The following is a 25,052-nucleotide window of genomic DNA, read 5'->3' on the forward strand; positions in this document are numbered from 1 at the left end:
GGAATGGATATCCAATGAAGGGCATTGTTCAAAGTATTACGAAGATTTTTGACGGAAAGAGCCTGGAACTCATCGTTCCCGTTTATCAGCGCAACTACGACTGGACACAGAAGCAGTGTGAACGCCTCTTTGATGACCTTGTGGATGTGGTGCGGTCGGAACGAGAGAAGCACTTCTTCGGCGCGATAGTTGGCCATGCTGAGACCTCATGGAATTGGATTGTGATCGATGGCCAGCAGCGCTTGACAACTGTCAGTTTGCTCATGCTTGCATTGGTTCATGCCCTCGAGGATGGTGACATCGAGAGTGTAGATCCCACCCTGGGCAAGAAGATCAACGGCGACTTTATTGTGTCGGGAGATGATGATCTTCAGGTGAAATTCAAGCTCAAGCCCGTCAAGAATGATCTCGATGCTTACCAGCGCGTTTTCGAGCAGTCGGAAGAGCTTCGTGAATCATCGAATGTGACTGGGAATTACCGGTATTTCCGTGAGCGTCTCAGGTCCAGTGATCTCACGGCCGACCGTGTGTGGGAGGCAATTTGCGGCCTCGAAGTGATGCATTTGAACCTTGAGAAGCATGATGATCCGCAGCGCATCTTCGAGTCTCTGAACTCGACAGGTCTCGACCTGACGGAAGCCGACAAGATCCGAAACTTGGTCCTCATGGGCTTGGATTCCAAGAAGCAACAGCACCTCTATGACAAGCGCTGGAACCCCATGGAGATCAATGTCGATTACAAGACTTCCTGGTTTATTCGCTGGTATCTCGTCTCCAAGACGGGCCGAACACCTCGCGAGTCTGAGGTCTATGAGGACTTTAAGGCATACCTATTGTCGGCGTCAGACGTTGAGGCGGTTGTCGACGACATGCACATGTTCTCCAAGCTGTGTCGCGAGCTGCACTCAGCAGCGACTGGTATGCCAACAGTCGACAAGCGGCTTGCGCGCTTCTCGCTGATCTTCTCTGACGTCACGCTTCCGTTCCTTATGCCTGTGTATCGAGATGTCCTCGATGGTAAGACCACCGAGAGCGACTTTGAACGAGTCATTCACCTCGTTGAGTCCTATATCGTTCGCCGGGTTATGGCGGAAATTCCGACAAATTCGTTGAACAAGATATTTGCCACGATGTACAACGAGTTGATCAAATTGCGGCAGGGTAAAGAGGAGTACACCGATATCCTCACCTACCTGTTACGCCGACGCGATGGCGGTAGCGGTCGCTTCCCCAGCAACTCTGAGTTTCTCGAAGGAATGCGGACGCGAAACGTGTACAAGATGAGGCGAGAGAGCCGACAGTTCCTCTTCGAGTCACTTGAGAATCTCTCTTCAAAGGACAGTCGAGAAATTGCGAACAAGCTGGCATCGGGGGAGCTCAGTATTGAACACGTTATGCCACAAACCTTGTCTGAGGCATGGAAGAAGGAACTCGGGGAAGACTACGAGGAGATCCACGAGACGTGGCTCAATCGCCTGGGTAATCTCACCATCACCGGGTACAACTCGGAGTACTCGAATCTGCCGTTTGCTGAGAAGGTCTCTCGACTCAATGGATTCTCGTCAGCGTCCTACCGTCTCAATCAGATGATTGTGGCCAAGGAAACCTGGGGCCGCGCCGAAATTGAGGAACGTACGGATGCGCTCGCTAAGGACGCGTTGACACTGTGGCCCATGGCAGAGACCGACTTTGTGGCGCCACCTGTCATCTTGCCATCTGAGCCCCTCGGTTCTGAAGGTAGCTTTAGATATCGCAAGGTCGCAGGCGTCTCCCTGTGGGGAAGCAGCAAGACCGTCTCGGTGTGGCCCGATGCAGTCGTCTGGATCCTTCAGACCTTGCTGGAGTCGTATCGGTCAAAGCTTTTCGCTTTTGCTGAGAATGAGTCACTTCTTCACGTGGGGGAGAAGCCAGAATCCATGTGGGGTCCGAAGCCTGTAACTCCGGGATTGTGGTTCGAGGGATCAAACGACACGGACACGAAGATCGACTTCCTTCGCCGAGTCTTTGAGGACCTTGAGCTGGATCCGGAAGAAGTTGTCTTTACGTTGAGGCCAGATTCTGAAGCGGTGCGACGACAGGAAGAGACGGTAACCGAGCCATTCGAGGAGTTGCTCAAGTTTGTCCCGAAGTTGTGTGAGCTTGAGACTCTTAACGTTGAACAACAAGACACAGCCGATATCCGACAAGAGCTCGGTGAACAGATCGAGAAGTGGGCCCCGGGCGGATCGGTGCAAGCTCTGGGTGTACCTCTCGACGAATTCCTGCAGTCTCATGATCCAGCGAATGCTAGTACGCAGGAAATTCTTGCTGTCCTTGGCGCTATTCGGTCGCTGGGTCGAGGGTATGTCCACAGCCGACTCGTTGACGGAACGCTATCATCTTGGCTCTCTGCCTTGGAAGGGCGAAAAGAGGAAGCCTGATCACGTGGGAGGCTCGGGTGAGCCTCCCACTCTCATAACTCTCTAGTTGCTCAACGCCTTGTCGATGATCAGCCATGAACTCAAAAGAGAACCTGACCGATCTCATTCATCACGCCGATCATGATCCCAGCACATGCCCAATGTCGACAGTGAGCTACTAGCTGACTCGGAATTCCTTCCTCGACCTGGAGCGTTGGTGATTCCTATGACAATGCTTGAGCTGAGACGGTCAATGGTCTGCACAAGACTCAGTTAATCGAATTCCAGTCGTGGAGATCATGCACAGTGGCCCGCTGGGCAGCACTGCGCTGAGTCCACGGCAGCACTTGCCTTTACTCGGCACTCGGCTACACCACCCCAGAAGAGATCACCAGTAACAATCGACACCGGGCCAGTCATCTGACCCCATATAAGAACCGGAACAAAACCCAGTACGCTTCACTTCACTTCGAGCTAGTCGGGCCTACTTCTTGATGACGTTCTCGTAGAGAACATTGACGAGTACGTCGAGGTTCTCCTCCACGGCCTTGGAGGCGGGGACGGTCAGGTCGGAGAAGATGAAGGTCTCGGGGTTTTCTTCCAAGAAGGTTTGGACGGCCTCGAAGGACTGCTTGTCCGCGTACGTGTAGTAGTTGATCTTCCGAACACCGCGGTTGATGCATTCGCGGTATTCGGCCCCCGACAGACCTGATGCTCCGTGCATGACAATCGGCACACCGGTGCGCTCACGCAGCGTTTCGATGAGATCGAAGTTGAGCTTGGGCTCGGCCTTGTAGAGGCCGTGAACGGTACCGAAGGAGCAGGCCAGTGCCGTGACCCCGGAGTCCCGAACAAAGGACTCCGCCAGGTCCGGATCCGTGTAGAGGGTTTCGTTGCTCTCTCCGGAACCGACCTGCGAGCCGTCCTCACGGCCGGGCATGACACCCAGCTCGGCCTCCACACCGTAGCCGTATTCGTTGGCGAGCTCGACAACCTTCTTTGTGACGGCGAGGTTCTCTTCGTAGGGCAGGCGGGAGGCGTCGATCATGGCGGAGTTGAAGCCAACATCGAATCCGCGCTTCACGTATTCGAACGATTCGCCGTGGTCGACGTGAACGACGAGAGGAGCGGTGGAACGCTTGGCGAGGGCGACCATGACGGGGCCGATGTCCTCGATCTTGTTGATCGGCTCGTGCACCTCGGCATGCTGCAGAATCATCGGGATGTTGTACTTCTCCGCGACCCGGATCGTTGCCAACAGCATTTCGAGCGTCGGGGTGTTGATGGCGGCGATGCCAACGTTATTCTTCTCCGCGTATTCCAAAGCCTCGTGAAGACTGATGAGCATGTCTATTCCTCTGCGTTGAGTGGGGCAGGTGCTGTAAAACCTGACTTTATTTCAATATTTGGGTGAAAAACTCTCCTTTCAACCAATAAATGGTGGGAAAAAGAGTGCCCGCTCTTGATAATACTCGCCTTGGGTGTGATTTGAAATGCAGTGAGGGAATGAAATGTCGCCCACTGTTCGTGGGCGACATTTCAATACTAAGAACCGGTATCGGCTACGCAGCGAGCAACTTCAGTGCCTCGAAGGACTGGCGAGCGTTCTCAATGGGACCCGCACCTTCTGCTGGTTCGCGATCGAGCATGATGTCCTGTTCGAGAACGTAGTAGCCATCAAACCCCGCATCCGACAGCGTCTTGACGATCGTGGCGAAGTCGATGTCGCCCTGGCCGATGGGGGCGAACATGCCGGCCTTGATGCCATCGCCCCACACGAGTTCGCCGGTGAGTAGCCTGTCGGTCATGTCCTTGTGGATGTCCTTGGCATGGACGATGGCGACGCGGTCCGCGTACTTTTTGGTGAGGGCAACGACGTCGGCACCCCCGCAGGCGACGTGGCCGGTGTCGAGGCAGAGTGCAACGGTCGAGTTGTCGAGCACGCGCTCAACCTCGTCAACGTTTTGGACCATGGTGCCCCAGTGAGGGTGGATGCTGGCGGTGATGCCACGATCGGCGCACGCCTGGGAGATGCGATCGAGATTCGTGAAAAGTGTGGACCACCCCTCCTCGTCAAGAACAGGGCGATTATCGTAACCATCCCGGCCCGAGTCCGCGGCAAGCACGAGGTTCGAACCCCCGGCAGCTTCGAATGCGGCGAGCTCCTGCTCGACGAGAGGAATTGGATCGAAGTCCGGGTCGTGCATGATCGCCAAGAAGAACGAGCCAACCGGTTCAAGGCAGTATGTACTGACGGCTTCGGCTCGGGCCGTTGCTTCAATTGGTAGCCAGCCCTGCGGGCCAAACTCGGTGGCCGAAAGACCAATCTTCTTCATTTCGGTGAGGACCCGTTCGGGGGACATTTGGTAGCCCCAGTTGGGTACTTCGCATACGCCCCAGGAAATGGGTGCGCCAGCAATCTTCATGGTGTGACGTCCTTGTCTGTTGTGCAGTGGGTGACTGTGCAGTCGTGGTTTTGAAATTGCGCCTGGTTCAAAGCGTCCACCGGAGGTCAATGACCTGTCGTGGTTGCTTCGATCGTGGCGAGTATTGGGGTGCTGTGCTTCTGTCTGCCCAGCAGGTCTTTCTTAGAGCCGGACGATGATTCCGGTCCGTGCGGACCTATCGGCGGCTTCTGCGATTTCGAGGGCCTTCTTCCCATCATCGATTGAGGGCGAGGGATTGCGGCCTTCGGTGATGGCGGAGATGAACTCGTTGAGTTCTGCCGTGTATGCAGCCTCGTAGCGGGTGAGGAAGAAGTCGAGGTAGGGCTCCCGCGCATCCGTATATTCGCTGCCCGAGACCGTCACGGTCGTGGGGCGAATATTGTCGGCATTGAGGGTGGCTCTGTCGCCGAAGACTTCGAGCCGCTGATCGTAGCCGGCCGCGCAGTGGCGCGAGTTCGTGATCGTGGCGGTGGCACCCTCGGCGTTCGTCAAAGTAATGATCGCACCATCAAAATCGCCGGTGTCTTTAAGTGCTGGATCGAGGTTTTGGCCAATGGCGACGACGGAGGTGATGTCACCAAGGAAGAACCGTGCCACATCGAAGTCGTGGATTGTCATGTCCTTGAAGATTCCGCCCGAGGTCGCAATGTATTCGGCCGGGGGAGCGGCCGGGTCGCGGGAAATGATCGTGACCTGCTCGACCTTGCCGACCGTGCCGTCCGTCGCCAGGGCGTGGAGCTTCGCAAATGATGGATCGAACCGCCTGTTGAAGCCCATCATGACACGAGCATGAAGACCCTCGAGGTCCCGCTCCAGCTGTTCAACGGTTGCGATGTCCATGGCCACCGGCTTCTCGCACAGAACAGGCTTGCCTGCCCTGGCTGCAGCCAGGATCTGCTCGGCGTGGAAGGGGGTGGGGGAGCAGATGATGATCGCTTCGACCTCGGTGTCGTTGATCAAGTCGTCCGCGGATGCGGTCCACCGTGCTCCGTAACTGTCTGCCAGTGTCCGACCTGCCTCCTCGATTGGATCTGAGATCACGGTGAGGGTAGCGAGTGGGTGTGCTGCGACGGAACGAGCATGGACGCGGGCAATACGGCCGGCTCCGATGATGCCAATCTTCATAGTGTGTCGATTCTGTTGTGTGGGAATGGGGGCGCGAGGTGACCGCGCCCCCACGAGTTGATCAGGGTGCGGTCAGGATGATGTCACGAACGAGGACATCAAGGTCGTTGTCGGACTCGAGGAAGCCGCGTAGCGTGCGTGCCGATGGGCCGAAGCTCGCAAACTCGTCGATGCTGAGCCCGTCTTCGTCGTAGGCACGATTGAAGTCCGGGATCCTGCGCAGCTGCTCAATGTAGTGCGGGTCGACCGGGCGGCTCATGCGCTCTTCCACCACGTAATCGGAATCGTTCACGAGCTTCTGCCACTTGAACGGGGGCGAGATCACCATGTCGGCACCCTGGAATTCCGCCCACTGGTAGGGGTTGCGGAATGCGGCAACGAGCAGACGCGAGGTGAAACCGCGCTCCTGGAAGATCTCGTACGCCTTCTTGGTGGCGGCAATGCCGGCCCATTCGAGCGCCGAGTAGTCGAGGAACAGCTGGTCGCGGGCCACCACGTACTTGAGCCAATCATCGAGGCGACCAACCATGATCGTGACAACGGGACCCATGGTCGAAACATCGTGACCGGCGGCCTTACGAGCATCGAGTCCACGCTCAATGGCGGTTGCTGCGGCGACGGCCTGCGGCACGGAAAACGACACGGTGACGTTGATGGAAATGCCCCGCTTGGTGGCCTCTTCAATGGCTTCAATGCCGGTCTTGGTGGCGGGGATCTTGACGACAATATTGTCGGCGAGATTGTGGAATTCTTCGGCCTGAGCAACCAGAGCCTCCGCGCTGCGGTGGAGACGGGGGTCGGTCTGGACGGACAGTCGGCCGTTTCTGCCATTGCTCTCGCGGAAGGCGGGTTCAAGGAGCTTCGCTGCCTCAACCGACATGTCCTTCACGGCCTGCCAGCCAATGGCGGACTCGTCCCAGTTCGGGTTGTTCTCAGCGATTGTGCGAATCCTGTCACCCCACACATCACGGTGCTTGTTGAGCGTGGTGTAGGCGATCTGGGGATTGCAGGTGGCCCCAACAGCGCCAAAAGAAATGGACTGAGAGAGTTCATCGAGATCGGACGAGTCGTTCCACAGCACCGTGGGGAAGGCCTTGGTCGCGTCATTCAGAGGACCGGGTGTCACTTGTGTATTCATGTCATGCTCCTGGAATGTTCCGCTGTCGTGCCCGTCTTTGGGTCAGCGGCTATATCCCACAGATTATTAACATAGAAGACCTATGTCAAATATTTGTATGGACAAATAGAAGATAAGGTGTTGTTGGAGGAAAGTGCAGGATGCCCACCCCGCATCTGAACCTTTCTGGTGCGGGGTGGGTATTGCGTTGGGTGTGGTGGTTGTCAGTCGGCGACGAGCGGTATGGTCACGTTGTACTGTGATGCGTCGTAGATGTGGCGGCCGTATTCGACGACGTCGCCCGCGACGTCGTAGACCGTGCGTTCAATTGTCATGAGTGCCGCCCCGGTTTCGAGCCCGAGGATCTCGGCCTCCGATTCGGTTGCGATGCGGGCACCGATTGTCTGGACCGCGGTTGCCATCTTGACGTGCCGATCCGCCAAGCACTTGTACAGGCCGTTCTGGGACAGCTCGGTCAGGGTGGGGGCGACCTTCGAGGGGATTGTGTTGCGCATGATTCCCAGTGGGGAGTCGTTAATCCAGCGGAGTCGCTCAATGGAGACCACTTCGTCCCCGACCTGACAATTGAGCTGCTTCGACTGGGCTTCGTTTGCCAGCTGCACCTGGTAGGACAGGACCTCGGTGCGAGTTTCGTATCCGGCTTTTTCGAGGTCCTCATTGAGGCTTGTCAGTCCGATTTGGCGATGAACGTGGGTGGGGGTGACGCGGGTGCCAACGCCCCTTCGGCGGACGAGCAGTCCGCTGTTGACAAGATCCTGGAGCGCGCGCCGCGTTGTGGGGCGGGAGACCTCGAGACGGTGAGCGAGGGAAACTTCGTCCTCAATGAGTCTGCCCGGCGCAATGGCGCCGGACATGATGAGCTTTGTTAGAGGCTCTGCAATCTGCTGGTACAGCGGAACGATCGACTGACGGTCGAGCGTGATGTCAGCGATATAGGGGATATCAAGAGAAGTATCAGTCATTTTGTCAGCCTTTGCTCAAGTGTATGCATAACAATAGTGCGCATATTTCGCGAATTGTCACACTTCCGGTGAATTGTCGCCGGTATCTCGCACCAAGTCAAGGTCTTAATGTTCTAACAATCAATTGACTTGGTCTGACAAGATGGGGGATGATGGATCTGTAGTTCCCTCAATGGTGCGGAAATGCGAAAGGAGTCGCTATGGGCGGCACGCTCGTCGAGGTTCTCACGATCGGTCGATCCGGCGTCGATATTTATCCTCTGCAAGCCGATGTTGGTTTGGAAGAGGTTTCCACGTTTGGCAAGTTTCTAGGTGGGTCCCCCACCAATATCGCGGTAGCTGCGGCCCGCTACGGTCACAGCTCTGCCGCGATCACGGGCGTGGGTGATGATCCGTTCGGCAGGTTTGTGCGAATGGAGATGCGCAGGCTCGGGGTGTCGGACGACTACGTGGTGGAGAACAGGGACTTCAATACTCCCGTCACGTTCTGTGAAATCTTTCCGCCCGATAACTTTCCCCTCTACTTCTATCGGGAACCATCGGCACCGGATCTGCAGTTGCGACCCTGTGACATCCCGGAGGACGCCGTGCGAGCTGCCAAGGTCTTTTCCATGTCCGGCACCGGACTGTCGGTCGAGCCTTCCCGTTCCGCCCACCACCACGCCTTCAAACTGCGTAACAAAGAGGGGTGGACGATCGCGGACCTCGACTATCGGCCCATGTTCTGGGAATCGGAAGAGGAAGCATCAACGGAAATCGGTGGCATTCTCGAAATGGTCAACGTTGCCGTTGGGAACAGGGAGGAATGCTGGATTGCGGTCGGGGAGACCGATCCGGACCGTGCCGCCGACGCTCTTCTCGAACGGGGCGTTGAGCTCGCCATCGTCAAGCAGGGACCCAAGGGCACTCTCGCGAAGACTGCTGATGAGCGAGTGGAGGTGCCGGCCACCGAGGTTGAGACCGTCAACGGTCTCGGGGCGGGTGACGCCTTCGGAGGGGCCCTGGCGCACGCCTTGATTGAAGGCTGGGACATTCCCCGTGCCATACAATTCGCCTCCACCGCGGGCGCGATCGTCGTGTCGCGACTGGAATGCTCGACGGCGATGCCGCATGAACACGAGGTCCTCGACCTGATCGCAGAAAATCCGCACGCAGCACCCATTGTCGAGGCGCGCTCATGATTACCATTTCCGACCTTACGGAGATCCGTGCCTACGAGCCGGAGCGTATCGCTGCCGCGTTCAAGGCCCGCATGCCCGGCCCCGGTCCAGTCCAGGGAACCCAGCAACTGATCATCGCATGCGACCATCCCGGCCGCGGCGCCATGGGTGCGGGTGGGGACCCGTTGGCCATGGGAGACCGGACGGATCTTCTTGAGCGCTGCATCGCTGCCCTTGCTCGGCCGGGAGTGACCGGTTTTCTTGGCACCGCCGACATCATCGAAGACCTCGTGCTGCTCGGTGCGCTCGAAGGCAAGGATGTTTACGGGTCCATGAACAGGGTGGGCCTGCAGGGGTCGAGCTTTGAGATGGACGACAGGTTCAACTGCTACGACGCGACAGGCATTGTGAAGGGCGGGCTCGAGGGCGGAAAGACCCTCACTCGCATCAACTTCGCCGATCCCGCCACGGCCGACACGCTGACCGCGACCGCGAAGGCGATTGACGAGCTGTCTGCCGCGGGGAAGCGGATCTTGGTGGAGCCCTTCATTTCAACCTGGGTTGATGATCGGATACAAAACGACCTCTCAACCGATGCCGTCATCAAATCTGTGTCGATTGCGACCGCGCAGGGCCGGACGTCGGCCTACACGTGGCTGAAACTGCCGTGTGTGGAGGACATGGAGAGAGTGATGGCCTCAACAACCGTTCCCGCCCTTATCCTGGGTGGGGAAGTTCCACGAGACCAGGAGGCAGTGCTCGGACAATGGAGCCGTGCACTCGCCCTGCCCAATGTTTTGGGACTGGTTGTGGGACGAACACTGCTATACCCGAACGACGGTGATGTCGAACGGGCCGTTGACAACGCTGTGGAGCTACTATGAATGAGAACGATAAATACGTCATCAAGGCCGGGGAGACCCGGAACGGAAATTTCGACACCGTCATCACCGCCGAGCGAGCCGGATGGGAGTTCTGCTCCCTGAAGATTGCTGATCTCAAGGCGGGTGAAAGCGAAGTTGTCGAAACCGGGCAGGCGGAACTTCTTGTGCTGCCGCTATCGGGCTCGGTGAACGTCGAGGTGGATGGTACCTCGTTCGAGCTTAAGGGTCGCACATCCGTTTTTACCGACATCACGGACTACATTTTTGTGCCCCGAGGAAAGCAATTCACGTTGACAGCCGTCACGGACGGGCGGTTCGCACTGCCCGCCACGAAGGCATCAAAGGACCTCGAGGTCCGGTACTGCTCGCGTGAAGAAGTGAAAACCGGGCTGCGCGGCTCGGGCATCATGTCCCGCCAAGTCAACAACTACGCACTCGGCAACGACGTTGAAACTTCCCACCTGCTCGTATGCGAAGTGCTGACCCCCGGTGGCAATTGGTCGTCCTACCCGCCCCACAAGCATGACGTCCACTCCGATGACGAGCGCGTACTCGAAGAGATCTACTACTTCGAAATTCGCAACGGGGGTCCCGACCAAGCAACCGAAGGCTTCGGGCTGCAGAGGGTCTACTCCTCACCGGGTCAAGACATTGACGTCACTGCCGAAGTACGAAGCGGCGACACCGTCATCGTCCCCTGGGGCTACCACGGACCCTCCGTCGCGGCACCCGGCCACGACATGTACTACCTCAACGTCATGGGCGGCCCCGCCGAAGACTCGACGTGGCTCATGACCGACGACCCGTGCCACACGTGGCAGCGCCAAGCCTGGGAAGGTGACGACATTGACCCGCGCCTGCCCATGACCCCACTCAATGAGGAGAACTAAATGACCTACGCAACAGTCCGGCTCACGGTAGCCCAGGCAACTATCCGCTTCCTCATCAACCAGTACTCGGAACGAGACGGCATCGAGCAGCGCTTCTTCGCGGGCACCTTCGGAATCTTCGGGCACGGTAACGTAGCCGGCCTCGGTCAGGCACTCCTCCAAAACGAACTCGATCCCGAACCGGATGGGGGAGCGATGCCGTACTACATGCCCCGTAACGAACAGGGGCAGGTCAACGCGGCAGCGGCCTTCGCAACCGCCAAGAACCGCCTCCAAACCATGGTCTGCACCTCCTCGATCGGGCCCGGGGCACTCAACATGGTGACCGGTGCGGCCGTGGCAACGACCAACCGAGTCCCCGTACTTCTGCTTCCCTCGGACCAGTTCGCGACCAGGTACCCGGATCCTGTCCTCCAGCAGATTGAGAACCCCCAGACCCTCGACACCACGGTCAACGACGCGTTCCGACCCGTCTCCGTCTTTTTTGACCGAATCAATAGGCCCGAACAGCTCCTGCCATCGCTCATGCAAGCCATGAGGGCGCTGACCGACCCGGCAGACACCGGCGCCGTCACGCTCGCCATGCCCCAGGACGTCCAGGCCGAGGCCTACGACTTCCCCGTCGAAGCATTCAAGAAGCGCGTCTGGCACGTACGTCGCGATCCGCTCGAAAAGGCCGCACTCAACCGGGCCGTCGAGATCATCAGGAAGGCCAAGAAACCCCTTGCCATCGCCGGCGGAGGAGTCATCTACTCCGAAGCCTCCGAAGAACTGCGAGCATTCGCCACCGCCACGGGCATTCCCGTCGCCGACACCCAGGCAGGCAAGGGCGCCATCAACCACGACTCACCCCAGTCCGTGGGCGGTGTCGGATCAACCGGTGCAGCTTCCGCCAATGGCCTGGCTGATGAAGCGGATGTCGTTATCGGCATTGGCACCCGCTACTCTGACTTCACGACAGCCTCCCACACCCAGTTCAAGAACCCCGACGTCAAGTTCGTCAACATCAACGTCAAGGCATTCGATGCTGTCAAGAACGGCGGGGAAATGCTCGTTTCAGACGCACGCGAAGCCCTCGTGGATCTGACGGAGGCGCTCGCGGACTACCGGGTCTCGGATGAGTATGCGGAGCGGATCGCCACCGTCAAGGAGGCGTGGGACAAGGTCGTGGACGAGTGCTATCACCTCGACCATCAGCCGCTTCCTTCTCAGCTTGAGGTGTTTGGTGCACTGAACGAGATGATGGGGGATGAGGACGTGGTCATCAACGCCGCAGGCTCCATGCCCGGCGACCTTCAGGCACTTTGGCGCGCCAAGACCCCCGTCCAGTACCACGTCGAGTACGCATTCTCGACGATGGGATACGAGATTCCTGCGGCCATGGGCGTGAAGATGGCTCTTCCGGACTCCGAGGTCGTCGCAATCGTGGGCGACGGCACCTACCAGATGCTGCCGATGGAGATCGCCACCATTGTCCAGGAACGTCTCAAGGTCATCTTCGTCCTCCTCCAAAACCACGGCTTCGCCTCCATCGGCGGGCTCTCAGAGTCGCGTGGTTCCCAGCGCTTCGGCACGAGGTATCGGATGGGTGCGGATAATCCCCACAACCAGGAAGGCGACATTGTGCCCGTGGATCTTGCGGCCAACGCGGAGTCCTGGGGGCTCAACGTGCTACGAGTCTCTACAATCGCCGAGTTCAAGGATGCCTACCGGGAAGCGGAAAAGGCCGAGCGTGCGACGATGATCTACATCGAGACCGACCTCTACGGGCCGAACCCTCCCTCCACCTCCTGGTGGGATGTTCCCGTCTCCGAAGTGTCCCGCATCGAATCGACCCAGAAGGCCTACGAAGAGCACGTGGAGGCGAAGAAGCCGCAGCGGCACTACTTCTAGTTCACCTTCTAGTTCACCGAATACAGACAACTGCACGTTTCTGTACAACCCTAGTTGTTCTTAAGTAGTTGCCCAACAGTGTGAGGGGCAGGTCAAAGAACCTGCCCCTCACGCATGCCTGAAACAAGTAGATGAATACCACGTGCCTGAGCATCCAGGAATGGTGCTCCCGTGCCGGCTGTGAAGCCGATCTACGAATGAGTCGGGTGAATTCCTGGCAAGCCATGTGAAACACAGAGGTGGCCAGGTGTGACATGATCTTTGTTCGCAATTTCTAGTAAATGTTAGTACAAATGCCTATAGTCCTGTATGGTGGTCGTATTGACGCCGCAACGAGGTGGCGAGAACGCAATGAGGAGTTCAATCGTGAAGACAATTCAGAACTGGGTCGACGGGGAACTGTACACGGGCACCCCGGACGGAACTGTTCCGGTAGAAAACCCTGCAACCGGTGAAATTGAAGGCGAGCTGCTACTTGCCTCGCAGGCCGACCTCGACCACACCGTCGAGGTCGCTCGAAAGGCTCAGAAGGAGTGGGCGAAGACCCCGCTTGCCAGGCGCACCGCCATCATGTTCAAGATGAGGGAGCTGGTGCTCGCGAACCAGGATGAGATCGCCAAGGCCATTGTTGCCGAGCATGGCAAGGACTACTCCGATGCCATTGGCGAGATCCAGCGCGGCCGAGAAACCCTCGACTTTGCAACCGGTATTAACGTGGCGCTTAAGGGCGAGTACTCCTACGATGTCTCGACGGGAGTTGACGTGCACGCCATCCGCCAGCCGGTCGGCGTTGTTGCGGGCATCTGCCCCTTCAACTTCCCCGTCATGGTCCCGATGTGGATGCACCCGATCGCCATTGCGACCGGCAACGCCTTCATCCTCAAGCCTGCCACCCCGACACCGTCCGCGTCGCTTATCATCGCTCGCCTCTACAAGGAAGCAGGCCTGCCCGACGGGATCTTCAACGTCCTGGCTGGCGAAAAGGAGCAGGTGACGCGCATCCTCGAACATCCGGGCATCGACGCCATTTCCTTCGTGGGATCCACCCCGGTCGCCCACATCATTCAGGACAAGGCCATCCAGAATGGCAAGCGCGTTCAGGCGCTTGGTGGAGCAAACAACCACGCGATTGTCCTACCCGATGCCGACCTCGACTTTGCAGCCAAGCACCTGTCTGCTGCCGCGTTCGGCGCTGCCGGTGAGCGCTGCATGGCACTACCCGTCGTCGTCGCCGTTGGTGGGGTCGGTGAGAAGCTCGCTCGCCTCATCAAGGACAACGCAACCCAAATCAAGGTCGGTTACGGCATGGACGAGGGCGTGCAGATGGGACCGGTCATTTCCAGTGCCGCCAAGTCCCGCATCGTCAACCTCGTCGATGATGCGGAACAGGGTGGAGCAAATGTTGTGCTCGACGGACGCGACCTTGTCATCGAAGGTAAGGAAGGTGGACACTTCCTCGGACCCACGATCGTGACCAAGGCATCGACTGACTCGAACCTGTACAAGCAGGAAGTCTTCGGCCCCGTTCTCACCATTGTCGAAGCCGATACCTACGAGGAAGCCATCGGTATCGTCAACTCCTCCGAATTTGGAAACGGCGCAGCGATCTTCACGAACGATGGTGGAATGGCACGCAAGTTTAAGCTTGAGGTTGAGGCTGGCATGGTCGGCATCAACGTTCCGATCCCGACCCCGGTCGCCTACTACTCGTTTGGTGGATGGAAGCAGTCGCTCCTGGGCGACCACCATATCCACGGCCCCGAGGGCGTCCGCTTCTACACCCGAGCCAAGGCTATTACCACTCGTTGGCCCTCAGAGTCGGGTTCGTATGAGGCATCCATGTCCTTCGTTCGCGAAGACTAATTACGTTCATTGAGGGCGATCATGACGATCGCCCCAGTGGGAGGCAGGCTTGATACTGCCTCCCACCACTACTTTTGGCAACATTTCCTCGGCTGTGCTCCTGCTCGGGGTGATGAGACCCGGTCAAGCAGGTGCTGTATAAAATTGACCCTTGAAAACGTTTGCCGGGAACGGATGATCCCGGTCAGTTAAGCTGGATCCGGGGCTGGAAGTGAGCGTGACAACTGCGAGCTGGAGCCCGCAACGTTAGGGGAGAGCTCATGAACAATTCTCAACAATCAATCCTGTGCGTGGGTGAAGCGCTCATCGACATAGTCGACCGCGGTGGCAAGAAATCCGAGCATGTTGGTGGCAGTCCGATGAATGTCGCGACCGTTCTCGCGAGCCTTGGTCACCCAACGTCTCTCGCATCTTGGTGGGGCAATGATCGACGCGGGCACGAAATTGCGAGAGTAGCCGCATCAGCGGGCCTTCAAATCGTCGAGGGTAGCGACCGCGCAGAGCGCACATCGGTCGCGCACGCAACCGTTGACGAGACCGGGCGTGCGACCTACGAATTTGATCTCCTCTGGGAAGTTCCGATTCTGCCCACTCCACGCGAGATTACGCACCTTCACGTCGGTTCCATTGGTGCCACGATGGAGCCTGGAGGTTCTGACGTTCTTGCGGCAGTCAAGAGGATGGCTATCCAGGGAACGGTCTCTTACGACCCGAATCTCCGCCCCGCCATCATGAAACGACCCAGCAGTGTCAAGGCGCGAGTCGAGGAAATCGTTACCCACTCCGATGTCGTCAAGGTGTCAGATGAGGATCTCGAGTGGTTGTACCCCAACACCCCTGTTGAGCAGATCATGCGGAACTGGATCGCCAAGGGCCCCGGACTTGTCATTGTTACCAGGGGACCCTGGGGAGCCTACGCGAAACTCAGTGCGGACCGAGACATGCTCGTTGTTGATGCACTCGATGTTGAGCTCGCCGACACCGTTGGAGCAGGAGACTCATTCATGGGTGGCCTGATCTCGGGACTGATTGATGCTGGACTGCTCGGAAGTGCTGCTTCCAAGGGCGCCCTGCGTGAGGCACGCTGGCATGACGTTCAGCCCGCCCTTCATTGTGCCGTTATCTCCTCCGGGCTTACTGTCAGTCAACACGGTGCTTACGCGCCCACCCGCGAGGAGATCAACAACGTCATCCTCGCCCAACCAGGACTCAAGTAACTGAGAATAGATTGGCCCCAGAGCGCACGAAAATGTGCGCCTGGGGCCAACGTTCGTTTCGTTCGCCTACCAGAAAAGTAGGTAGAGAGCCGAAATGATGGTGAGCGAAATGATGATGATGTTGAAAAGCTTCTGGTCAATGCGGCGAACGATGAGGTAACCAATGTATGCGCCAATAAGAACGACGGGGATCAAGATCGCCGCGGTGGAAATGATTTCTCCGGTCATGAGCCCAATGCTTGCGGAGAACGGTACCTTGATGACGTTGACAATAAAGAAGAACCAGGCCTGAGTTCCGAGGAACCTCCTCATATCGAAACCTGAGGCGATGAAGTAGAGGTTCATAACGGGCCCGCCAGAGTTTGCCGCCATTGTCGTAAACCCACCCAAAGACCCGTACAGTGAGCGGATGGAGCGCTTGGCAAACACGTCTCTGATTGTCTCGGCACTGCCCCGTCTCATAAGTAGCAGAGTGAGCGCTGTGAGGATGAGAAGGATGATGCCGATTGAGCGCCGCATCGTCCCATCACTCACAAAGTAGAGGAATACTGCGCCGATAACGACCCCGATTGTGACCGAGGGGACGAGTTTTTTCAGTGCGTGCCAGTCAACGTCCTGGTAGTACATGCGCACCGCAATAATGTCCCCAACGATCAGCAGAATGAGGAGGGCTGCCGTCGATTCGCGGGCCGGCAACACCGCCGCAAAGAGCGCCACAGATAAGGTGACGATCCCCGGTAATGCAGTCTTTCCAATACCCACAAAAAGAGCTGCGATGATCAATGTTGTCCACGCGATCGGGGCGAGGTTGGGAATTATCAAAAAATCCTCACTTAGAGACACAATGTTAAGCACTAGATCTCGTAATGTTAATACAAATAATAATATGTTGGCGACAAGGTAACGATAGTCAGTACAGTGCTGATAGATCCAATGGAGCGAGTGCTCTGGGCAATATGTCTCACTCGATAGAGGAAGCGTTTTTCTAAATCTTGGAGCGAAGAATTCTTGGACAAAGAGTTGAGGACTAGTCTCGCATTGAACTGTGGACCTGAATCAATCATTGGCAAGTGACTTGTTAGCGTGCATGGGACGAATTGTGGTTGGATCCAACGCCGACATGGTGAAAGTCTGCGAGGGATTGACGACCATTGTCGGTGGGGAGAGGGTGCTGTCTTCGTCGTCCGTAAAAGTCAAAAACCCTGGCGATTGGCGATCGTGGGCCTGCGTGGCTCCCGTGCGTGGATCATTGATCCTGGCGTTAACGTTGGGGTTAAGGGAATGACGGGACTGACTCGTGCGGCTTGCTGCCGAAGGCTGATCGGTGCGACCGGCCAGAAAGTATGGCTTGATATCTACGTGGAATTGGCGGCCAATAGAGCGGAGAGTGGGCAAGGCTGGCGTTCTCGAAGCGCCTGCCCTGTAGTATTTCAGGTAGTTCAGGCCCTGTGTTGCAAAAGCGGGTCCAAGTATGTAAGCCGTACAAGCCAATTCTGAATTTCTGCATGTGCCATTGCGTGAAAAGCGCTGTTCGGTGGTGACATTAAGATGTTCAGCAGTGCGCGATTCATGACTATGGGGGTGATCAGAGTGTCCGCAATTCCTTTGTTTATTGAGGTTTTGCGGCTTGACCCGCTCACCATGTTCGCGTAACTTAGAGATATCAATTTGTTATTACAAAAGGATTGACATGAACAAAGAAGTTCGCCCATTTGCAATCGCCCTCCTCGGAGTCGGCCGCATCGGGACGATGCACGCAAGGCTCTTGAAAAAGCATCCGCTCGTCAGTCGATTGATTCTTGCTGATGTCCTGCCGGAACGTGCGGAAGAAGCTGCGCAAGAATTGGGCTGCGAGTCCGCAACGCTTGATGAGGTACTCTCACTAGATAACCCGCTGGGAGTCGAAGGCTTCGTCATCGCAACCGCTACGTCGACCCACGCAGATCTCTTGATCAAGGCCAGCGACCTGGGGATCCCCACATACTGTGAAAAGCCAATCTCAATGACACTGGACGAGGCGGTTCGTGCACAGGAGGCCCTGGAAGCTGCAGGCTTGCTTCACCACATCGGATTCCACCGTCGCTTTGATGTTGGATACACAAGGGCGAAGGAACTTGTGCAGAGCGGCGAGCTAGGTGAGGTACGCAGGTTCCATGCTGTTACATGCGATCAGCTACCGCCTGCCGACGATTACATCCCAACATCCGGCGGAATTTTCGTTGATTGCAATGCTCACGATTTCGATATTCTGCGGTGGGTACTTGGGCGTGAAGTTGTCGAGGTCTACGCAACTGGATCGGCCCGCGGCAGGGCAATTTACGCGGAATCTAACGACTATTCCGATGCGGTCTCGATTCTGACTTTTGACGATGGAACGGTCGGAAGTGTTCAGTCCTCGCGCTACAACGGACAGGGCTACGAAGTTCGCCTTGACATCATGGGCGACAAGGGGTCCGCCAACGTTGGGCTCGACAACAAGGCACCAATGAGGTCGGTTGAAGATGATGTTGCTTACCCGACTGAAGAACCGTGGACAGATTTTATTGAGCGCTTCAAGCCTTGTTACGAGGCAGAGCTCGATCATTTCCTGAGGAATCCCATGATTGGGAAGCCCGGTGCATGCACGGCAGCGGATGCAGTGGCAGCTCTCAAGATTGGTCTCGCCTGCAACATCTCGCGCGATGAAAATCGTCCGGTACGAATTGACGAAATAAAGTAGTTATGCTGGTGCCCGCGGGCATCTGCATGCAAGTCTTGAGGCGAGTCCGAGAAGGGTGAACGTTTCTAAGTGCTACTAAATCTGTAATGAAAAGCTCCGGGTTATTTGGCCAGTGTCTTGATTAAACAACCCGGAGCCTATGTGTCTGTATATTGTTTTGAATAAAGATGGGGCGTACTGACTGCTATAGAGGGAATTGGACTTGGTTAACCTCGACGGGCTAGAAGTACGCGAAGATTCACGGATTGCGTCGGCGAGACGAACCGCCTGAGCGCCATCCTCAAAGGTTGCGTAATCGAGTGACGTGGGATCTTCTGAACCTGTAATAGCACTGATGAAACTGATCCACTGATGTGTAACCGTGTCATCCCATCCCATCACATGCCTTGGTGCATACTAGTACTCCTGGAAGGGGTGGCTCGGTTCGGTGACCATGATCTTACTGAAGCCGGCGAGCCCTGACTTTTCAGCTGACGTGAAGTACACGTGTAGGTGAGTCAGGTCTTCCATATCCCATATCACTGCTCCCTGTGAGCCGGTGATTTCAATGTATTGGCGACCTTTGCGAACTGTAGCAACCCTGCTTGCATGAAGAAATGCTGTCTCGCCGGACTTGAGCTGTACCATCAGGTTGAAGCTGTCTTCCGGGTCAACGCCATGCCGTGCTCGTCTAAGGTGTTCGTTGTCCAGAGTGAATACAACGCCGCTGGCCTCGGCGGGATCTCCAACAATTCAACGGAGGAGGTCAAGGATATGAGAGAAGTCGTAGACCCATGATCCCTGCGTGGGATTCTCGAATCGCCACCCGGACCTTGCCTCGGGTGCTCCTGTCCAATCCTGCCCATAACCAATCGTGATGTGGCGTAGTGCCCCGGTTGCGTCCCTTAGTGTGGTGTAACGCTTTCTGATGGTGGGCCTTGGGAAATATTGGGGCGGCCACCGTCAGTAACCTTTCGACTCAACTACCACATCTCACCGAAAGGCACGTAACGATGACCGCTGCTCCGCATTCTATCGACCCTGCAACCTATCTGGACGATCTGCTGGCACAGGCTTCCCCGGATCTGATGCGTCAGATGCTGCAAGGGTTTATCAACCAGATCCTCTCCGCCCAGGCTGATACCGTCTGCGGGGCTGAATACGGCGTCGCTTCTGCTGAGCGGGTCAACCACCGTAACGGGTACCGTCACCGAGACCTCGACACCCGGGTCGGCACGATCGATGTGGCGGTACCGAAGCTGCGCCACGGCGCGTTCTTCCCGGACTGGCTGTTAGAGCGACGTTCACGGGCCGAACGAGCCTTATCGACTGTGATCGCGACCTGCTACCTCAAAGGGGTTTCCACCCGTAGGATGAATGACCTGGTGGCAACACTTGGGATTTCCAACATGTCGAAATCCCAAGTATCGCGCATGTCGGAAGAACTCGACGAGATGGTCGCAGACTTCAAAAACCGCCCACTCGATCCCGGCGGGTACGCCTACCTGTCCTGCGACGCATTGACGATCAAAGTGCGCGAAGGCGGCCGGGTGGTCAAATGCTCCGTACTTTTGGCCACCGGTGTTAACGCTGACGGGTACCGCGAAATGCTCGGCATACATGTCGCCACTGCGGAATCCAACGCATCGTGGAAAGGCTTCTTCCAGGACTTAAAAGCCCGCGGGCTTTGTGGTGTCTTCCTTATAACCAGTGACGCCCACGAAGGCATCCAGCACGCCATTTCTGAAGTGCTGCCTGATGCGTCGTGGCAGCGGTGCCGCACCCACTTCGCGAAAAACCTCTACGAAAAGGTCCCGAAGACACAGTGGCCGATGGTCTCTGCGATGTTCCAGACCATCTTCCAGCAACCCGATGCCTCATCTACTTGGGGACAAGCCCGGGAGGTCGTCGACTTGTTGGAGCCGAAATTCCCGCAGGTTGCGGCCTATCTGGAGGAGTCGCTTGATGAGGTGTTGGCGTTTACCGCAGCGCCGAAACCAGTCTGGACGAAGGTGTGGTCGAACAACCCCACCGAGCGGTTAAACAGGGAGATCCGCCGGCGCACCGATGTCGTGGGCATCTTCCCGAACCGCGAATCCATCATCCGGCTTGTCGGTGCGGTTCTTGCCGAGCAACACGACGATTGGATCCAACAAAAGCGCTACATGTCACTGTCCGCACTCGAACACACCAAACACCTCATGCACCACCCAGGAGGTGATCATGGCGACCAACACCAGCTAACCGCCTAACCCAAAACCCCGAACTTCATACCGAGCCGAAAGCTAGACCGCTACACCACTACACGGGACTTGACCTAGTGCCCCCGTCCTTTCGGACTTTATGAGGTCGCGAAGCGCACGGGCAGCGGGTACGAAACGATAATTGTATCCGTGGCTGAGAGTGCTTGGGAGGAATGCGCAACCTGCAGTAGGTCGGAAGCTTCGTCTGGTTGGATGGTTAGAGGCTTCTCGCACAGCACGTGTTTATTGAGGTTTAATGCCGTAATTGAAGGAGTAGCGTGAATGTGGTTGGCAGCTAAATTCACGACGAGGTTGACGTCCGAGTGTTCGACAACAGATTGCCAGATGTTTGTACTTTCTCGAAAACCCCACCGCTGAGCTGTGGCCGTAGTTTTTCTGAGTTTCGTCTGGCTATGCTGATCAGTTCGATTTGAACTGGAAAATCCAGCATGGTTGCGAGGTTTCTTAGGGTGCGGGTGTGAGCGCGTGCCATCCATCCCGTCCCGATCATACCGATCCCAATTGTGGTCATGTTCTTCGTTAAGCTTCGAAGCTAGATCTTGCCGGTTGTACTCCGAACAATGAGACTTGGCGTGATCCCTTTTTGCATGGCGGGAATGTCCTGATGAGTAAGTCGGCGCTGTGCCATGCGCGCGGCGATTGAACCCAACTCAGCCCCGTGAATGTCGATGGTCGAAAGTCCGGTGCCGGGAGCGCGACTGATAAGGGAGTTGTCGAACCCCAATACCGAGATATCTTCGGGAACACGGATCCCCGATCCAAAGGCTGCATCGAGTACGCCAAGTGCCGCGGCATCGTTGTGGGCGAAGACTGCAGTTGGGCGTTGTTCTGAGTCAAGCTCAAGAATTGGCTTGATATCGGCTGCTGCTTGCCCGCGTGAGTAATTGGACATGATGATGTTTGGCTGTAAGCCCGAGTCTCTCATTGCCTTCTTGTAACCCTCCAATCGACCGGTGTAGCCGTTTGTTTGTGGATTGGAAAGAAACGTGATGCGCTTTTGGCCGAGTGAAAGTAGATATTCGGTAGCCATGACGGCACCTACGAAGTCCTCGACGTAGACACTGTCGACTCCTGGAATCTGTCGGGCCACGCTAATGATTGGGATGTTCTGGTTGTGTTTCTGAACATGTGTATCTGGCATGAGCAAACCCGCAGCTAGAATCACCCCGACCCGTGATTGAACGAGTGTTTCGAGAGCGGATGCGTCGCGACTTCTATCGGATTGTCCGACGGACAAGACCGTATGTTGATTGTTTTGGTCTGTGATTTCCCGAATCCCGTCGTACATGTCCGCGTAGATGTCTTGCCTCAAATCAAGCAGGAAGACGGCAAGTGTCTTTGGTGAGTGAGATGCAAGGCTGGATGCGATACGATTCACTCTGTAGCCCATGCGGTCCGCAACCTCGAGAATTCGAAGTCTCGTTTGGTCGCTGGCACCGGCAACATTTCGGAACGCCATCGATACGAGGGCGCGAGAAACACCCGCCTCCTTCGCGACGTCATCCATTGTCACGGATCGTATCCTTGCCATGAATCTCAATCTTTCATTTTGACTGTGAGCCTAGATAGTAGCCGTTCCTACCATCACACTTTTACAGTGGCACCACCTTGTTCGTGACTCTTCTTGATGGCTTCCACAATCTTCATCGTGTGCAGACCGTCAGTAAGGTCGGCATTCCGGGGCAGGGCACTAGGGTGCTCGAGGATTTCGTCAATGAAGACACGAATTTCGTATGTGAACAGATCGCCGTAGCCAAACGAAATATTTCCACCGGGCATTGGCACTGCATCGTCAAAGACACGAGAGGTATTTGGGGCCACATAAACGACACGATCGCCACGAGTACGAGCATCAGGTTGCATGTCGCTGACGACAAACTCTGCCGGTCGCTTCCAGTCGAACTCAGCCCTGCACTCGGTACCAGTCACAGTCAGGACCAGGTCATTGGGCAGGCCAAAGGCCACCCGGGATGTTCGAATCGTCGCGACGGCACCGTTATCGAAAGTGGCTGTGAATATGGCGGTGTCGTCATTTGTAACGGGTTCAGTTTCTTCCGAAAGTTCGGCCATGTCGTGACCGATAACATTTCCAATTGGCAAATGACGTTCCGTGATCGTTGTGGTGAGCTGTGCTCCCGAAACTGACACGATCGGACCGCACACGTACTCCGCCAAATCAATGATGTGAGCACCGAGATCTGAAAGAGCGCCAGTTCCCATTTCGCCACGGAATCGCCATCCCATCGGGCCCTTAGGATCGGTCGCGTAATCGGCGAGATATCGGGCGTCAACCAATACCGGGTTTACAAGAGAACCGTCGGCAATCAAGTCGCGTATTGCTTCAATAGCGGGGTTGCGACGGAATGAATATGCGGTTGATGCCACAAGGTTGGACTGGCTCGCAATTTTCACCATTGCTTCCGCATCTTCAATGGAATTGGATGGTGGCTTCTCGCAAAGTACGTGCTTGCCGGCTGCCAACATTGCCTCGGCGATCTCGCGGTGCAGTGAGTTACCGACAACGATACTGACGGCATCAATGCTTGGGTCATTTGCTGCCTCTTCCCAGCTGCCCGCAGCATCTTCAAAACCGTATCGATCCGCCACCTCCTTCGCCAACTTAACGTTGACGTCCGCGATTGCGGCAAGACGGATGGGGGGAAGTCCTGCACCGTGAATTGTATTGGCTTCACGGTATCCGTTGGCATGGCTGCGTCCCGCCATGCCCGCGCCGATCACTGCTACGGAAAGTTGTTCTTTGCTCATAATGAATTTCTCCTTGAAAGTCTCTTAAAGGGTTCCGAGGTTGTTCTGGGCTAGAACTTCTCGGGTCTTGATGGCGATGGGAAGGGGCACATCGGTGTACACGGGTAGAGTTCCTGTTCGACGATGACATAGATTTCGCGATTGAGCTCAGCCAGGGCATCAATGACCGGACCAACCTTTGGTGCGCCACCATCTGGGGTAACGCAAACACCGGCGGCAACCGCTTCACCAAAGGAAAGATCTTCGTGCCTGACTTTTTGAACCACTTCCGGATCCATCTGTTTGATGTGCACAATCGAGATTCGATCTGCGTAGTTCTTGATGAATTCGACAGTGTCGACTTCTCCGTACTCGAGATGCCCGGTATCAAGACAGAACGCAACGTACTCAGGATCCGTGGCATCAACGAAACGAACGATCTGTTCCCTCGTTTCAAGGTGGGAGTCTCCGTGTGAATGCACTGAGAACGTGACGTTGTATTCGTCCTTAAGAATCTTGCCTACCCTGTTTGCATTCTCGACAAAGAGCGCAAGGTCTTCGACGCTCATATTGGGATCCTCAACCCAACCCCCTGTCTGGAGATCGCGGAGCTGAGGAGGCAGTTAGACGAGGAATCGAGCATCGAGGGCTTTGAGCACCTCGGCGACTGCACGCAGTGACTTCTCGGCTGCTTCGTACTCTTCTGGCTTATGAAGAGTGGCGCCTTGCGTGCCGTCAACGACACGGATGCCTCGCTTCTCGGTTTCTTCACGAAGAACCTCAGGGTCAGTGGGGAGGAAGCCAAATGGGCCGGTCTCAATGAACTCGTAGCCGGCTTCGGCAACCTCGTCGAGAAAGGTCTGCCATGAAACCTGCCTATCGTCTTCTGGGAACCACACTCCCCATGAGTCGGGAGCAGTTCCGAGAATGAGGTTGTTATAGGGGGCATTCTGATTGCGTGCGCGAGACGTCATCGTCGACTCTCTTTCAATGGCTACATGAGAATTTGGGCTGAACGCAACGGATGTGAAGCGCTCTAGTTTCAGGATATTTTGTTTGCGAGAGAGCAAAGTCAATTGTTTGTCACAAAGTTGTGGAAGATTTGTCAATTTCTGTGTTTGTGCCAGGATATTAGCTTGCGCTGGCCTTGAAACATGCTTCCGAGTGTAATATTCCACGTAAATAGCGGGATTTAACCCGCACATATTGTTCTCATCTAAATAAGCAATTGCGTTCAAATTGTCTTGACAATTGGACCTAGGTCTTTCATAGTATGAAGCGAGGGGTGTTATCCCGGAGTGACATGGGAGTCATTCTGAAGCGCCCACGGTCGAGAAATCGATCAAGAAAGAGTCAGATCAGCGAGG

At 56.3% G+C, this 25,052-nt stretch carries 20 protein-coding genes and 1 pseudogene; 9 read left to right on the forward strand and 12 right to left on the reverse strand.

Annotation, left to right across the window (positions count from 1 at the left end):
• Positions 1–14: 14 nt before the first annotated feature.
• Positions 15–2,420 carry a DUF262 domain-containing protein gene (locus tag BN1241_RS03635; protein ID WP_054952336.1) on the forward strand — a complete coding sequence of 802 codons (2,406 nt, stop codon included), beginning with the start codon at positions 15–17 and terminating at the stop codon, positions 2,418–2,420.
• 463 nt (positions 2,421–2,883) lie between these two features.
• Here BN1241_RS03635 and BN1241_RS03640 read toward each other — a convergent pair whose 3' ends face one another.
• From BN1241_RS03640 to BN1241_RS03660, 5 genes are all read right to left on the reverse strand, one after another.
• Positions 2,884–3,747, reverse strand: coding sequence for a class II fructose-bisphosphate aldolase (locus BN1241_RS03640; protein WP_054952337.1), 864 nt, complete (start codon positions 3,745–3,747; stop codon positions 2,884–2,886).
• Positions 3,748–3,961: 214 nt separating this feature from the next.
• Complete coding sequence (locus tag BN1241_RS03645) at positions 3,962–4,825, reverse strand: sugar phosphate isomerase/epimerase family protein (protein ID WP_054952338.1); 864 nt, start codon at positions 4,823–4,825, stop codon at positions 3,962–3,964.
• A gap of 162 nt (positions 4,826–4,987) precedes the next feature.
• A complete protein-coding gene (iolG, locus tag BN1241_RS03650) occupies positions 4,988–5,971 on the reverse strand; it encodes an inositol 2-dehydrogenase (RefSeq protein ID WP_054952339.1) in 984 nt (327 codons plus the stop codon).
• A 61-nt stretch (positions 5,972–6,032) separates the two neighbouring features.
• Complete coding sequence (locus BN1241_RS03655) at positions 6,033–7,109, reverse strand: transaldolase family protein (RefSeq protein ID WP_054952340.1); 1,077 nt, start codon at positions 7,107–7,109, stop codon at positions 6,033–6,035.
• 203 nt (positions 7,110–7,312) lie between these two features.
• A complete protein-coding gene (locus BN1241_RS03660) occupies positions 7,313–8,071 on the reverse strand; it encodes a GntR family transcriptional regulator (RefSeq protein ID WP_054952341.1) in 759 nt (252 codons plus the stop codon).
• A 200-nt stretch (positions 8,072–8,271) separates the two neighbouring features.
• Between BN1241_RS03660 and iolC the strand changes: the two genes are divergently transcribed.
• The 6 genes from iolC to BN1241_RS03690 all read left to right on the forward strand — a co-directional run bounded on the left by iolC (position 8,272) and on the right by BN1241_RS03690 (position 15,978).
• Positions 8,272–9,252 carry a 5-dehydro-2-deoxygluconokinase gene (iolC, locus tag BN1241_RS03665; RefSeq protein ID WP_054952342.1) on the forward strand — a complete coding sequence of 327 codons (981 nt, stop codon included), beginning with the start codon at positions 8,272–8,274 and terminating at the stop codon, positions 9,250–9,252.
• Complete coding sequence (locus BN1241_RS03670) at positions 9,249–10,115, forward strand: Cgl0159 family (beta/alpha)8-fold protein (RefSeq protein ID WP_054952343.1); 867 nt, start codon at positions 9,249–9,251, stop codon at positions 10,113–10,115. The genes iolC and BN1241_RS03670 overlap by 4 nt, the downstream gene beginning before the upstream one ends.
• Positions 10,112–11,005, forward strand: coding sequence for a 5-deoxy-glucuronate isomerase (gene iolB, locus BN1241_RS03675; RefSeq protein ID WP_054952344.1), 894 nt, complete (start codon positions 10,112–10,114; stop codon positions 11,003–11,005). The genes BN1241_RS03670 and iolB overlap by 4 nt, the downstream gene beginning before the upstream one ends.
• Positions 11,006–12,898, forward strand: a complete 1,893-nt coding sequence (gene iolD, locus BN1241_RS03680; RefSeq protein ID WP_054952345.1) for a 3D-(3,5/4)-trihydroxycyclohexane-1,2-dione acylhydrolase (decyclizing) — start codon at positions 11,006–11,008, stop codon at positions 12,896–12,898.
• Positions 12,899–13,264: 366 nt separating this feature from the next.
• Positions 13,265–14,761, forward strand: a complete 1,497-nt coding sequence (locus BN1241_RS03685) for a CoA-acylating methylmalonate-semialdehyde dehydrogenase (RefSeq protein ID WP_054952346.1) — start codon at positions 13,265–13,267, stop codon at positions 14,759–14,761.
• A 260-nt stretch (positions 14,762–15,021) separates the two neighbouring features.
• On the forward strand, positions 15,022–15,978 hold the full coding sequence (locus tag BN1241_RS03690; protein WP_054952347.1) for a carbohydrate kinase family protein: 957 nt from the start codon (positions 15,022–15,024) through the stop codon (positions 15,976–15,978).
• Between the two features lie 66 nt (positions 15,979–16,044).
• Here BN1241_RS03690 and BN1241_RS03695 read toward each other — a convergent pair whose 3' ends face one another.
• Positions 16,045–16,800 carry a sulfite exporter TauE/SafE family protein gene (locus tag BN1241_RS03695; RefSeq protein WP_230198252.1) on the reverse strand — a complete coding sequence of 252 codons (756 nt, stop codon included), beginning with the start codon at positions 16,798–16,800 and terminating at the stop codon, positions 16,045–16,047.
• Positions 16,801–17,668: 868 nt separating this feature from the next.
• Between BN1241_RS03695 and BN1241_RS03700 the strand changes: the two genes are divergently transcribed.
• A complete protein-coding gene (locus BN1241_RS03700) occupies positions 17,669–18,697 on the forward strand; it encodes a Gfo/Idh/MocA family protein (protein ID WP_054952348.1) in 1,029 nt (342 codons plus the stop codon).
• Positions 18,698–19,276: 579 nt separating this feature from the next.
• On the opposite strand, the pseudogene BN1241_RS13560 reads toward BN1241_RS03700, so the two are convergent.
• Positions 19,277–19,429: pseudogene (locus BN1241_RS13560) on the reverse strand (hypothetical protein); the annotation flags it as partial.
• Between the two features lie 260 nt (positions 19,430–19,689).
• Between BN1241_RS13560 and BN1241_RS03710 the strand changes: the two are divergent.
• Positions 19,690–20,928: an IS256 family transposase gene (locus BN1241_RS03710; RefSeq protein ID WP_054951813.1), complete on the forward strand. Its 1,239-nt coding sequence runs from the start codon at positions 19,690–19,692 to the stop codon at positions 20,926–20,928.
• 89 nt (positions 20,929–21,017) lie between these two features.
• On the opposite strand, the gene BN1241_RS13565 is transcribed toward BN1241_RS03710, so the two are convergent.
• The 5 genes from BN1241_RS13565 to BN1241_RS13190 all read right to left on the reverse strand — a co-directional run bounded on the left by BN1241_RS13565 (position 21,018) and on the right by BN1241_RS13190 (position 24,659).
• Positions 21,018–21,416 carry a Gfo/Idh/MocA family oxidoreductase gene (locus tag BN1241_RS13565; RefSeq protein ID WP_077138260.1) on the reverse strand — a complete coding sequence of 133 codons (399 nt, stop codon included), beginning with the start codon at positions 21,414–21,416 and terminating at the stop codon, positions 21,018–21,020.
• 56 nt (positions 21,417–21,472) lie between these two features.
• A complete protein-coding gene (locus tag BN1241_RS03715; RefSeq protein ID WP_222704388.1) occupies positions 21,473–22,447 on the reverse strand; it encodes a LacI family DNA-binding transcriptional regulator in 975 nt (324 codons plus the stop codon).
• Positions 22,448–22,524: 77 nt separating this feature from the next.
• Positions 22,525–23,706 (reverse strand): Gfo/Idh/MocA family protein, encoded by a 1,182-nt coding sequence (locus BN1241_RS03720; RefSeq protein ID WP_054952351.1) that lies wholly within the window; start codon positions 23,704–23,706, stop codon positions 22,525–22,527.
• Positions 23,707–23,756: 50 nt separating this feature from the next.
• The gene (locus BN1241_RS13185) at positions 23,757–24,254 is read right to left on the reverse strand and encodes a sugar phosphate isomerase/epimerase family protein (protein ID WP_222704389.1); all 498 of its coding nucleotides are present in this window, start codon (positions 24,252–24,254) and stop codon (positions 23,757–23,759) included.
• 54 nt (positions 24,255–24,308) lie between these two features.
• The gene (locus tag BN1241_RS13190) at positions 24,309–24,659 is read right to left on the reverse strand and encodes an apurinic/apyrimidinic endonuclease family protein (RefSeq protein ID WP_222704390.1); all 351 of its coding nucleotides are present in this window, start codon (positions 24,657–24,659) and stop codon (positions 24,309–24,311) included.
• Positions 24,660–25,052: the final 393 nt, after the last annotated feature.

The organism is Flaviflexus massiliensis (assembly GCF_001375495.1).
GTDB lineage: Bacteria > Actinomycetota > Actinomycetes > Actinomycetales > Actinomycetaceae > Flaviflexus > Flaviflexus massiliensis.